General features: G+C 68.4%; 6 protein-coding genes and 2 pseudogenes. 1 reads left to right on the top strand and 7 read right to left on the bottom strand.

Translation table 11 applies throughout. The features are described from left to right. Positions 1-41: 41 nt before the first annotated feature. The 3 genes from ACFYZZ_RS03100 to ACFYZZ_RS03090 form a co-directional block, all read right to left on the bottom strand. Positions 42-890 carry a mycofactocin-coupled SDR family oxidoreductase gene (locus ACFYZZ_RS03100; protein WP_389170802.1) on the bottom strand — a complete coding sequence of 283 codons (849 nt, stop codon included), beginning with the start codon at positions 888-890 and terminating at the stop codon, positions 42-44. Further along, positions 887-1,594, bottom strand: a complete 708-nt coding sequence (locus tag ACFYZZ_RS03095) for a thioesterase II family protein (RefSeq protein WP_389170799.1) — start codon at positions 1,592-1,594, stop codon at positions 887-889. Before ACFYZZ_RS03095 ends, ACFYZZ_RS03100 begins: the two co-directional genes overlap by 4 nt. Positions 1,595-1,931: 337 nt before the next feature. Continuing rightward, positions 1,932-2,600, bottom strand: a complete 669-nt coding sequence (locus tag ACFYZZ_RS03090; RefSeq protein ID WP_389170796.1) for an LmbU family transcriptional regulator — start codon at positions 2,598-2,600, stop codon at positions 1,932-1,934. A 697-nt stretch (positions 2,601-3,297) separates the two neighbouring features. Here ACFYZZ_RS03090 and ACFYZZ_RS03085 point away from each other — a divergent pair. After that, on the top strand, positions 3,298-6,471 hold the full coding sequence (locus ACFYZZ_RS03085; protein WP_389170793.1) for a condensation domain-containing protein: 3,174 nt from the start codon (positions 3,298-3,300) through the stop codon (positions 6,469-6,471). Between the two features lie 80 nt (positions 6,472-6,551). On the opposite strand, the pseudogene ACFYZZ_RS03080 reads toward ACFYZZ_RS03085, so the two are convergent. The 4 genes and pseudogenes from ACFYZZ_RS03080 to ACFYZZ_RS03065 all read right to left on the bottom strand — a co-directional run. Continuing rightward, positions 6,552-6,767: pseudogene (locus tag ACFYZZ_RS03080) on the bottom strand (IS5/IS1182 family transposase); the annotation flags it as partial. A 289-nt stretch (positions 6,768-7,056) separates the two neighbouring features. Then, positions 7,057-7,420: pseudogene (locus ACFYZZ_RS03075) on the bottom strand (transposase family protein); the annotation flags it as partial. Between the two features lie 288 nt (positions 7,421-7,708). Then, positions 7,709-9,421: a carbamoyltransferase N-terminal domain-containing protein gene (locus tag ACFYZZ_RS03070; protein WP_389170790.1), complete on the bottom strand. Its 1,713-nt coding sequence runs from the start codon at positions 9,419-9,421 to the stop codon at positions 7,709-7,711. Positions 9,422-9,475: 54 nt separating this feature from the next. Further along, the gene (locus ACFYZZ_RS03065) at positions 9,476-12,724 is read right to left on the bottom strand and encodes an aminotransferase class III-fold pyridoxal phosphate-dependent enzyme (RefSeq protein WP_389170787.1); all 3,249 of its coding nucleotides are present in this window, start codon (positions 12,722-12,724) and stop codon (positions 9,476-9,478) included. Positions 12,725-12,734 lie beyond the last annotated feature (10 nt).

The raw sequence follows: 12,734 nt of genomic DNA, 5'->3' as shown, positions 1-12,734 counted from the left end.
GCGCCAAGAAGGGTGCGGGGAACACGGTCGGCCGACGCTGATCAGCGTGCGGTGAAGCCCCCGTCGACGGTCAGTACGCTGCCGGTCACTTGAGGGGAGTCGTCACCTGCGAGCCAGAGGGCGGCGCCGGCGATGTCGGAGGGAGCGATGAGCGAGTTCATCGGCTGCGCCTGGACGAAGACCCTCTCGTGGTCTTCCACGGCCACGTCCAGGGAGCGAGCGATCTCGGACAGCATCCGGCCGTCGACCGTCGGGTCGTCCGCGACGGAGCCCGGGCAGAGGGCGTTGACCCGGACCTGGTGCGGCCCGTAGTCGAGAGCCGCGGCCTTGGTCAGCCCTATCAGCCCGTGCTTGGCGGCGACATACCCCGCGAAGTGCCGGTAGCCGACCAGGCCGGCGGTGGATGAGACGTTGATGACGCTGCCTCGCCGCTGCGCGATCATCGTCGGCGCCACGGCTTTGATCATGCGCCACGCGCCGGAGAGGTCGACGTCGATCATCAGACGCCACTCGTCCTCGGTGATCTCGTGGACGGCCTTTCCCGAAGGGGCGGCGATGCCCGCGTTGTTGACGAGGACATCGATACGGCCGAAGCGGTCGAGCGCCTTCTCGACGGCCGGCGTGACACTGCCGCGTACGTCGACGGACTCCGCCAGCACTGCCGCGCCACGCTCCTCGCAGAGCTTGGCGGTGTGCGAGAGCTGACCGCTCGTCGACAGGGGGTAGGGGACGCCCTCGATGTCCTCGCCCACGTCGAGCAGAACGAGGTCGGCTCCCTCCTCCGCGAACCGCAGCGCACAGGCGCGTCCCAGGCCACGGCCCGCGCCGGTGATCACCGCGGTCCTGCCCTCCAGGGCCGCACCTGCAGCGCTCTTCCTGTCGCGCGTCATGTGCGGGCGCCTCGCGCCACGGCGCCGATGACAGCGAGCAATTCCTGTTCCCTGTCGGTCAAGTACATGTGTCCGCCCGCGAGTTCCTTCAGCTCGAACGGCCCGGTGGTCGCCGTCTCCCAGGTCGCGCACCGCGCCCGGCTCACCAGGGCGTCGTCCGTCCCGCGCAGGGCGGTGACAGGCAGCGTCAACGGCTCGTCCGAAACGGGTCGGTAGTCCTCGTGCAGGGCTACGTCCGCCCGTAGCAACGGAAGCAGCACCTCCCGCAGCTCGGGGTCGTCAAGTGCCGCATGCCGGTACCCGGCGAGCTCCGCGACCCGCTCCACGAAGGTGTCGTCGTCGAGCTCCGCGGTCCGCCCGGTGCGACCGCTCCGGGGACCGGGGGACCCGCTCACGAAGAGGTGCTCCAGCGCGGTGAAGCCCTGCGCCTGGAGTTCACGAGCCGTCTCATAGGCGAGAACGGCGCCGAGACTGTGCCCGAAGAGCATCACCCGCTCCGCCCCGCCGACCAGGCGGAGCGCGGCCCCGGCAAGATCCTTGGCCGCCTCCGCGGCGTCCTTGTACGGGTCCTCCAGGAAACGCTCCTCCCGGCCCGGCATCTGCAACGGAACGATCCGAAGATCCTGCTCACCGTCGTTCGGCCAGGCCCTGTAGAAGCCGGCGCCGCTCCCGGCGAAGGGTACGCACAACAATGACAAGGTCATTTATCATCCTCATACTTGGAATGCCATTCGCCCGACAGCGCGTTCATCATCATGGACACCGGTTAAACACGTCCAGACAAATGAGGAATCCTGGTTCGTGTTGCCGGTGAAAACCTTGTCCCGCCGGCGGAACAAGCGCACTCTGCACCGGGCGCCAGGTTCGTTCCTCAGGATATTTCGCGGCGAATCCATTCGAGGAGACCGAAGGCATTTACCTGGAGCTGGCCAACGGCGAGTGACAACATTCGTCGCGGCTCGCTTTCGGGACGGTACCGGCGGCCACCGCACATCGGGAAGGCACCCAGGAGGTCTCCCGACATGCGACGGCACCCTCGCCTCAGGACCCGCCGGCAGCCCGCCGCAGTATCTCCATCGCCCAGGTCTCGACCGGCGCGCCTTCCTTCCTGGCAGCGGTCCGGATCTGTGCCAGGATTTCGGCCGGGAGTTCAATGTGCAGCAGGCCCGCTTCGGGCGAGGGGTCGGCATCGCGCCGGTCCGGACCCGAGCCGGATCCGGTCGCGGCGGGTTCGACCCGCTCCGAAGCCGAACTGGCCCCGGCGGGACCGACTTTGTCCAGCTCAGCGCGACTCTCGGACTCGGTCACCTCGCCCTGCCTGGCGCGGAGGCTGCTACGAACCTCCCCGCGAAGCTTGTTCCTGCTCCAGCCCATCGCTTCCGCTTTCCTCAGCCAGTAGTCCTGTTCCGGCTGATCGAGCGCCACCACTTCGAGGTGATGACTGAAGCTCAGATTCTGCCGCCTGCGGGCCAGCGGGAACTTGCGTGCGACCCACGTGTAGTTACGAAGCGTCTGGTAGCTGAGCGACGTCCGCTTGATGGCTTCGTAGTAACGGTCCTGGAACTCGGATTCACCATAAACCAGCCAGTCGGCGATCCACCAGGTAGAAGAGTCAGCGAAAGAGAGCAGTCCGGTCCCGACTTGCTCCCACATATTGAGGCTCTGCCTGGATGTGAACGACAAGCCGGACTTGTGGAACTGCACGCCCATACTCAGCAGCTGTCCCGCAGTGCTTGCCGTTGCAACATTCCGCGCAGTTGTCTCGTTTGTCCTCTTTGTTAGGGTAGCAGTGCGCAACGATCCCCCGTTGGTTGATGCTTTCGCATGTATTGGCCAACCGTAACAGTCGGGCGTCATCCAGGGCGTAATTGTGCGCGATACGCGGGCCGCCCGCTAGGGCACGGGGACGGGTCGACTGCCGGCCGCACTCGCATATCGCTACTCGCTCACGACCGACACGAGCGCGAGAGCTCACGAGGGTCGAGGAGCCGTTCACCGATAAGAGGTCTTCTTTAAGCCAAATCCCTCGCCATGTTCCCGGCCGATCGGTACGAGAGTGCGTCTGCGTCCTGGCGGTGTCTCGCCGGCGAGACACGTGAGCGGAGCGAACTACCCCAGCCAGGGCTGGATATGACCCCGGAGAGGCGTCATGTTTGGGTCCACGTTCTTCTCGCGGCGACGGGCTTCTAATGCGGAGCGAGTGAGACCGTCTGACACACGCTCGAACGATTGCGTTGATCGAGCCTGAACATAAGGTGTTCCCGAAGGAACGGCCGATCGATAGGGGAGGGCTTCCGTGCCCCGAATACGTCACACACATGGGCTGGATATGCCGGATCTTGAGGGTGACAGTCTCACGGGCAAGCGTCATTCGCGTATGGTTCCCGCCTCATCACCGCAGCGCAGGATGTACTTCTCCTCGGTGATGCGACCGAACAACTCGTCTGACGTCTGGAGGCCGGTTCTTACCGTCGATGGAGATCTCTCGATAGACCGGCTGGAGCAAGCGCTTCAGGTGCTGCGCAGCAGGCACGAGGCACTTCGAACCACATTCCTGGAGCGCGGCGGCGAAGTCTTCCAATTGGTGCACGACGAGGACGGCGACGCCACGCAGCCAGTCCTGATCGACCTCGTGGAGGCCGAGGGCGACTCGCAGGACGAGCGCCGAGCGTGGGCAGACGCCGAGGCCAGGAGGGTCGTCGACCTCCCGTTCGATATTTCGTCGGGCCCGCTCTGGCGAACGTCGGTGATACGGATATCGCCGAGCCTCCACCTGGTGGTCTTCGCGTTCCACCACATCATCACGGACGAAATTTCCGGGAAGGTGTTCGCCGAAGAACTCGGTCTCGCCTACGCAGACCCGCACGCGCCTGAATTCGCGGTGCCGGCCGCACAGTACGCCGACTTCTGCCTGACGGAGAACGCCTCCAAGGTGGATGAGGCCTCCCTGGATTACTGGCGTGGCCAGCTGGCAGGTATTCAGCCGGCGTCGATGCCCGAGGACGCAGAGGACAGCCCGGGCAGAATGATCGGATCGAGGTTGCCGATCGCCGTCCCGCAGAATGTGGTGGCAGAATTCGAAGAGTTCTGCCGGGCTCGCTCGGTGACCCCGTTCGCCGGCCTGCTGTCCGTATACTTCGTTCTGCTGCAGCGTTGGGCGGGAACGAGCGACATATCGGTCGGAACGCAGACGCTCGGCCGACCGAGCCCAGAACTTTTCGGAACGATCGGATTCTTCTCCAATACGGTGGCACTGCGCTGCCAGGTGGATTCGGCACTGACCTTCGATCAGCTTCTCGGTCTCGTGAGCGAAACGGTTCACGACGCACTGGACTACCAGGACGTTCCGTTCGAGGTGGTGGTGGGCGCACTGGCTCCCGAGCGTGACGCCGACCGCAACCCCCTGTTCCAGGCTGCCATCACCTATGGCATGCTCGACCTGAGCGACGTATGGGCACTCGAAGATCTCCAGGTGACGCTCCTGCCGGAACCTGCGGAATTGTCGGGGCTTCAGTTCGACCTGTCGCTGGACGTACAGCGGCTGGCAGGCGAAGTATCACTCAACGTCGAATTCAACCGCCAGCGGTTCTCCGAGGCAGCCATGCAGCGGTTCGCCAAGGCCTACGGCGACCTGCTGGGCTCACTCAGCCGGCAACCCGACGTCGCGCTCGGCAGCATCTCGCTGCTCGACCAGGCCGCACTGACGGAAACGCTGGCGCTCGGCGCGAGCGGTGAACCGGAGGGCGGCCGTACTCCCTCGGAACCAACGTCCGCGTGGGACCTTTTCGAACTGACCGCGGCCACCGTGCCCGAACGGGAGGCAGTCGTCGCGGACGGCGCGCGGCTCACCTTCGCCGAACTGGCCGGCCGGGCGCGGACGATGGCCGCGGGCCTTGAGGCTCGCGGCGTGCGGACCGGCACCGTGGTGGGGATCTGCCTGGACAGGCGCAGCGATCTGATCGTCGCGATGCTCGCCACCTGGTGCGCGGGCGGCGCCTTCCTGCTGCTGGATCCGCAACAGCCCGAGTTCCGCCGCCGCCTGCTCCTCAAAGAGGCGGGCATCGCTCTCGTCATTGCGGACAAGGCGTTCGCCGAGGTGGAGGCCGTCTCGGCGGCCGCCCTCCTGGCGGACGCGGAGAAGACCTCCGGAGACGATCCGGCCGGCGGCGGCTTCGCGCGTCGCCCGGCCGCCGCTCCGGCCTACGTGGTCTTCACACCGGGTTCCACAGGACAGCCGAGGGGTGTGGTCATCGATCAGGCGAGCCTTCTCGCGCTCGCCACCACCCAACTGGCGCCGGTGTACGCACGGTTGCCCGAAGGCCGTCAGGTGAATGTCGGTGCGCTGAGTTCCCTGACCTCCGGCGTGTTCGTCAACCACTGTCTCGGCATGATCGCCTTCGGGCACCGGCTGCTGCTGATCGACGAAGAGGAGCGAACGGACCCGTATCAGCTCCTCGCCCGTGGATCGGATCCCGAGACGGCGATCGATGTACTCGACTGCGCGAGTGGCTGGCTGGAAATGCTGGTCGACGACGGCCTCCTGACGCTCCCGCACCCGCCGAAGATCGTGGTGATCGGTGGCGAAAGACCGTCCGACCGGCTGTGGCAGCGCCTGCACGACCAACCCGGGCTGCTCGCGTTCCACGCTTACGGCCTCAACGAGTGCACCGTCGAGTCGGCCAGGGCGGAGATTCGCGAACACCCGAAGCCGGTGGCCGGGCGCGCGGCCGGCACGTCACGGATCTACGTCGTCGACGACCAGTTGCAGTTGCTGCCGCCCATGTTCTTCGGTGAGATCTGCATCGGTGGACTCGGCGTGGCCCAGGGGTATGCGGGACAGCCGGCGCACACCAGCGAGCGATTCGTGGCCGACCCCTTCAGTCATGTCCCCGGACGGCGCATGTACCGCACCGGCGACAGGGGTCGGCTGCGTCCCGACGGGCAGTTGGAACTGCGGGGGCGCCTCGATGACCAGGTGAAGATCCGCGGCCTGCGCATAGAGCCGGCGGAAGTGGAGGGCGTGCTGCTCGGGCACCCCGCCATCGCCCACGCCGCGGTCGTGGCGACCCAGGCCGGCACCCGCATGGCCGAACTGGTGGCGTACGTCGTGCCGGGCGACGAAGGCCAGGACGCGCTGACGCCCGCCACCGTCCGGGAGTTCCTGCGCGGCAGGCTCCCCTCCGCGCTGTTGCCCGACCGGGTGCAGGTTCTCGCCGCTCTTCCGACCACTCCCGACGGGAGGTTGGACCGCAAGACACTGTCGGGGGGCGATCCGTCGAGCACCGTGTCGGACACCGTCCGAAGCGTCTCGGGGCCCGCCGACCCCCGTGAACGGCAGCTGTGCCAGATCGTGGCCGAGGTGATCGGCATTTCACAGGCGGGCGTTGACGACAACTTCTTCGATCTCGGCGGAGATTCGCTGCTCGCCATGATCGTCATCGGTCGGGTGCGCACCGTCATGGGCTGTGAGCTGCGGCTGCGGGCGTTCTTCGAAATGCGGTCGCTCAGGGAGCTCGCCGCTCAGCTCAGTGCCGAGGTCAGCGCGCCCCGGCCCGTGCTGGGCAGGAGAGCGGACTCATGACGGTGGCGACGCGTTCGTACTCAGTGGGCAGTTTGTCGTTTAGGCCTTAGTAGGTCCCTCGCCAGGTGGGTGTCATTTCGTCCGACGGCGTTTTCCGACAGGCCGGCGGCGGTGACAGTCACGGCGAGGAGCAGCCCGATCGTGTCGGTGATGATGCCCCGCTTCCTGCCCACGATCTCCTTCGCGGCATCCGTTCCCTGGCTGGTCAGGGGCGCGTTGCTGGAGGTCTTCACGCTGTGGGTGTCCGTGATGGATGGGGTCGGCTCGGTCTTGCGTCCTTCCTTGACGCGGGCCAGGCCACCACCGCCCCGGCGGCCAGCGCCAGCACCGCCGCCACCGGATACGGCCGCCCCTGGTCACGGCGCCCGTCGCCCACCTCACCCAGCCTGGCCGGCAGACCCGACAACATCTCGCAGCCGACCTCGACGGGCGGCCCTGCCGCCGCCGACGACACCCAGTCCCCGATCGCGGACAACCCGGCCTCGGGGGTGGCAGACTCAACCGGCAACGAGCTCCGCCCACCTCGAACCGATCTTGAAACGGCCGTGCGGATCGGGCTGAACTGCGCACCGATATCCTTGATTTCCGGCGTCGTCACCCACGAACAGGCGCCGATGTAGGCCCGGTCGGCGAGGATCGGGGCGCCCTGGCGCTCACAGATGCGGATGATCCGGTGGGCTCGGGCCGCCGTCAGGTCGTGCGAACGGCCTGGACGGGCAAGCGAGATCCACCACAACTGCCCGGCCGGACCGGTCACCACCTGCACATTCACTCCGTGCCGGCGGTGCTTGTGGGAGTAGTCGGCCCGGCTGTCGCCGACCCGGTCGCACTCTGCGAGCGTGCCGTCGAGCAGGACGTAGTCGGGGTCGGCTTCACGGAGCACGCGCAGCAGGCCGGGCGCGCGGTCGGCGAGCAGGCCGATCACCGCAGCGATGTAGGCGTGGGCGGTGCTGGCCACCCCCGAGGCCGCACGCCCATCGATGCCCACCGGCCCCTACGTCATCCCGCTGAGACGGACTCCCTGAACGATCCCGTCGCACCGTTACCGATCATCAGGGCCCGGCGGCCTGCGGCCGCCGGGCCCTCGCACAACGCTCCCCGCCCTCCCCCACTTCCTTCAAGACCCAACGAAATGGCGGGAGGAGCGGCTCTGGCCGATTTCACGAATCCTCATCACCGCGGCTTTCACGTTCTCGAAAGGCGCTGGGCAGTGGAGCGAAGTATCGGATGGAGCCTCTCAGAACGCCGAGTCTTCCCGCCGGTACAGGACGCCCTCGCTCCACACCAGGTCGAGCTGGCCCCACTCGATCGCCGACGCGACGTCGGGGAAGAAGCTGCGGCCGTTGTAGTTCGCGCTCGTGTTGCACAGGACCGGGATGCCGCTGCACTTGTAGTACTCGCGCAGGATGGCGTGCAGGTTCGGGTCGTCGGACGCGTTGACGGTCTGCAGCCGTGCGGTGCCGTCCAGGTGCATGACGGCCGGGACGCGGTCGATCCACTCGGGACGGACCAAGTGTTCGAACAGCATGTACGGGTCCGGCGTGCCCGGGTCGAAGACGGTCGGGGCATGCTCTTCCAGGCAGATGGGCGCGACCGGCCGGTAATGCTCCCGGCTCTTCACGTCGTTCAGGAGCCTCTTCATCGACGCCTCGACCGCCGATGCGATGATGCTGCGTCCGCCGAGCGCGCGGGGTCCCAGTTCAGCACGGCCGTCGAGCACGACCGCGGGCTGGCCTGTGGTGTGCAGGATATGGGCCAGTTCCTCCGGCGTGCAGGGCGACGTGCTCCAGCCGCGCGGCACGTCCGGCGTCGGTTCGAGAGCCGGGCCCAGCCGGGTGCCCCACTGGATCGGCCGGAGCCCGGAGCCGCCGGCCGCGGCCAGGCAGGCCGTGCCTATGGCGACGCCGGAGTCGTCCGGGAACGGCGGCACCCACATGGCCTTGATCGTCGGGTGAGAGCGCAGGGCGCTGTTCCACTTGATGTTCAGCGCGCAGCCGCCGGCGAAGCACAGGTTCCAGGCGCCGCCGCCCTTCCACGCCTGGATCTTCTTGGTCACCCGGTCGATCAGCAGTTCCTCGAGGAACGTGTGGACGCTGGCCAGCACGTCCTCGTCGGAGAACCCGAGCGCGGCGGTGCGGGCCTGCACGGCGGAGAGGAACTGGTGCACGTAGGCGTGCGACGGCTCACCGGTGCTGCCGCACCCGATGATGGCCCGCCGGTACTCCCGCACCCGCGGCGAGTCGGCGTCGAAGAACTCGAAGAACTCCTCGCGGAAGACCTGCTCGATCTGCTCCCGCGAGGTGCCCAGGGCGATGTACGCCATCATCTTCCCGGCCACGGAGAGGTCGTCGACGTTCTTCGACTTGTTCTGCCGCTTGAACGGGCCCCAGTACTGCGAGGTCATCGCGTAGGTGTGGCCGATGAGCGGGAACGCCTCGCCGCCGGCCTCGATCCGGCCGTCGGCGTCCACGCAGTACAGCCGCGGGAAGCAGCCGCCGTCCCAGACCAGCACCATCGACGGCTCGCCGCGGCGCGCGAACGGGCTGGTGCAGTAGGCCGAGGCCAGGTGGCCGGCGACGTGGACGTAGCTGTCGTAGTCCAGCGCCTGACCGCCGATCACGATCCGGCCGCGGTGGCCCGGCAGCGCCGGGTCGGGCACCAGGTCGGTCTCCCGGTAGGGGGCGACCAGGACCTCGGTCTGGATCCCGCCGGCGAGCACCTTGACGTGGCCGTTGGCGGCGCCGTCCCAGCCGTCCAACGCCCATGTGCCGACGTCGCCGACCTTGAGGCCGAACTTGTCCATGACGCCGACCAGGTCGTCGAGTTCGTCGACATTGCTGTACCGGGCGCCGTTGGCGATCTTCTGCATCTCGACGTTGAACACCAGACGGTCCTCGTCGAGGATCGCGATGCCGCCGCTCTGCGTGAGTTTCAGGCCTGCCGTGATCATGGTCTTTCGGCTCCCGTATGTCCGAGGCTGATGTGGTCGTGTCCGAGGTGGTGCTCAGAGGTCGTCATGGTCGGGCCGGTCCAGCTGGGCCAGTGGGCGCTCGCCGTGCGCGACCAGGCCGGCGAGCAGGTTCTGGTAGCGGCGCGCGACGTCGGCGGCGAGGTCGGGGGCGACGACGTCCCTCGCGATCTCGAAGTCGCACCGGAAGCCGTCCGCGCCCTCGATGATGTTCAGCGCCAGGGGGTGGCCGGTGTGAGTGATCGGCAGCGGTTCGGCATCCGACACCGTGAGCCCGTCCATCGGGGGCGCCGCCACGCGGCGGTAGAACGAGATGGACGTCGCGAGCAGGTCGGCGCGCAAGCCGGTTCCGGGCGCGAGTTCCACGATCAGGTCGGCGAACGGGTGGTCCTGGGTCTCGAGCCCGGTCACGAGGTGTTCCATGACGTCGGCCACGTAGTCCGCGGCCAGGACATCCACCGTCCGTCGCAGACGCAGCGGCAGCAGGTTCGAGCAGTACCCGACCACATGGTCCAGCTCCGGCGGGCGGCGGGCGGCCAGGACCGGGACGACGATGTCGTCCTGCCCCGTCACCTGGTGCAGCACGGCGCCCCAGGCCGCGACCAGGTAGGCGAACACCGTCGCGCCCTGCTCTCGGGCGGTGTCGCGCATCCGGTCACAGAACTCGGAGTCGAGCCGGACGGTGTGCCGCACCGCCCTGTACGGGAAGGGCCCGGACGTTCCGGACTCGGGCAGTTCCGGAGCCGCCGCGCCCTGGAGCAGAGTGCGCCAGTAGTCCCGGTGCTCGGCGGTGTCCGGGCCGCCGACGACCCGCTCGTGCCACGCGACATAGTCCCGGAACTGCGCCGCGGGCGGCAGCAGGGGCCTGACATCCTGACAGCCGGCGTTGTACAGCGCGACGAGGTCGTCGACCAGGACGCTGAACGACCAGCCGTCCACCGCGGCGTGCGCCCCGGAGATCAGCAGCAGATGCCGCTCCGGAGCGGTCCGCACGATCGCGGCGCGGAACACCGGCCCGGCCGCGAGGTCGAGCCGCTGCTCGGCCCAGGACTGCCGGAAGCGGTCGAGGTCGTCGTCATCCGGGCAGACGTGTTCGGTCAGAACCTCGTCCAGCACTGTCTCCGCAGCAGGATGCACGACGAGCGTCACGCCGTCGGCAGCGAGCGTGGTCCGCAAGGTCTCGTGCCGCGCGACCAGGCCCTGCACGGCGCCGCGTAGCGCGTCCCGGTCCAGCCGACCGTCCAGCCAGAAGCCGACGGACATCTGATACGCCGGCACGCCGCCCTCGTCCAGTGCCGCCTGCTGCCGCTGCGCGAGGGTGCTGCGTGGCGCGGGCGGCGACACCACGGCCCCGGCCGGGGCCGCCCGGCCGGGGCCGAGCACACCGTGCTCCCGCAGTTCGGTGATCGAGTCGCGGACCGCTGCCCGGATGTGGTCGAGGTCGGCCTGCTCGTGCGCCGTGGACAGGAAGAAGTTGCGCAGCTCCCAGACGAACACGCCGCGGTCGAGCAGGTTGAAGTAGAGCGGGTCCATGTTCTGTTCGTGCTCGAACCGGAAGAGCGAGGAGAACCGGCGGACCTCGATCGGCACGTCGAGCTCGCGGAAGTCGGCGTTCAGCCGGTCGACGAACACCTCGGTCTTGCGATCGAGGTCCCGCTGCAGGGCCGGCCCCTCGCCGCGAAGGTGGTCCAGAACCGCCCGGGCCGCCACCATGGTCATCGGATGCTGACTGAACGTGCCGGCGAAGAAGGTGGACTCCGCGGTCGGGCGGGAGTCGTCGCCGAAGTCCCACACGCCGCCGTCGATCGTGTCCATGATCCCGCCCCGGCCGGCGATCACGCCGATCGGCATGCCGCCGCCGATGATCTTGCCGTACGTGGCCAGGTCGGCCTCGATGCCGTAGAGCCCCTGGACACCGGCCGGGTGGCAGCGGAAACCGGTCACCATCTCGTCGAAGATCAGCTTCGTGCCGTGCCGCTGGGTGATCTCCCGAACCCGGCGCAGGAACTCGGGGTTCTGCACTCCGGGGGTGCGGAGGGTCACCGGCTCGGTCATCACCGCGGCGAGCCGCGGACCGTGCTTGTCGATGAACTCCAGGGCCTCGTCGGTGCCGAATTCGAGCACGTGCACGTTCTCCACCGCGCGCGCCGGGATGCCCGAGGTGATCGGCCGGGTGGTCCGCACGCCGTTCTCGGAGGAGGCCGCGGCGAGCACGCTGTCCGCGTGACCGTGGTAGGCGGTGGAGAAGACCACGACGTCGTCGCGGCCGGTCGCGGTCCGGGCGATGCGCAGGGCGGTCATGACCGCTTCGGTGCCGGTGTTCAGGAAGGCGACCCGCTCCATGCCGGTGAGTTCGATCAGGCCGGCGGCGACCTCCTCGACCACCTCGGTGCGCGAGGCGATGACGAAGCCGAGGTCCAGCCGCTCGCGCAGTGCCGCCATGACGGCGGGCGGGTTGTGCCCGAGGAGGTGGACGCCCCAACCCAGGGTGAGGTCGACGTACTCGTTGCCGTCGATGTCCCACAGCCGCGCGCCTTGCCCGCGTTCGGCGACGATCGGGTACAGCATCTCCTTGGTCGTCGGCCGGAAGCCGATGGACGAGCGGCTGTCGGCGATCAGCGGGCGGAACCGCTGGGCGAACTCCTTCGAGCCCTTCGTCCTGCTGCCGAACCGCTCGGCCAGGACCTTGAGATAACGGGCACGCTGCTCCGACTCCACGAGGCCGGCTCCGCCGCGCGCACCGGGTGCGAGCGGGGCGGCCGGGCGGGATGAGGCCGGTCGCCCTGCCGGACGGGCTGCGGGCGCCGGTTCGACGACGACCGGTCCGGCGCCCGAGGCGGTACTGCCCGCCAGGAGTTCGAGCTGGCTTCGCATGACGGCGAGCTGTTCGGTGATCAGCCGCTCGACTGCCGTCGTGGCTCCGGGCGCCGCCACGGTGTCGGCCGAAACCGGCGCCACGGGCGCGGGTGCGAGGGTCTGCGGCACGTCGACGGCCGCGGCGATCACAGCACCGGTGGCCGGGGTCGCCGCGGCCTCCGGCGGCGTCCTGGCCGACGCGTTCGCCGCCAGGTGCGCCGCCAGCGCGGCAGGCGTCTGGATGTCGCCGAACAGCTGCCGGAGCGAGACCTTGCAGCCGAAGCGTTCCTCGACCAGCCGCAGCATGCCGAGCAGCGCCATCGAGTCCGCACCGAGTTCGGTGAACGAGACATCCGGATCCAGCGCGTCCGGCCGGATGTCGAAATAGCCGCCGACCATCGCGACGACCTCTGGGAGCAGTGGCTCCACGGTGTTCTCC

Source organism: Streptomyces sp. NPDC001816, from assembly GCF_042892235.1.
In the GTDB taxonomy this organism is placed as follows: Bacteria; Actinomycetota; Actinomycetes; order Streptomycetales; family Streptomycetaceae; genus Streptomyces.
The sequence above is the reverse complement of the archived record's forward strand: the minus strand, read 5'-3'. Positions and strand labels throughout refer to the sequence as shown.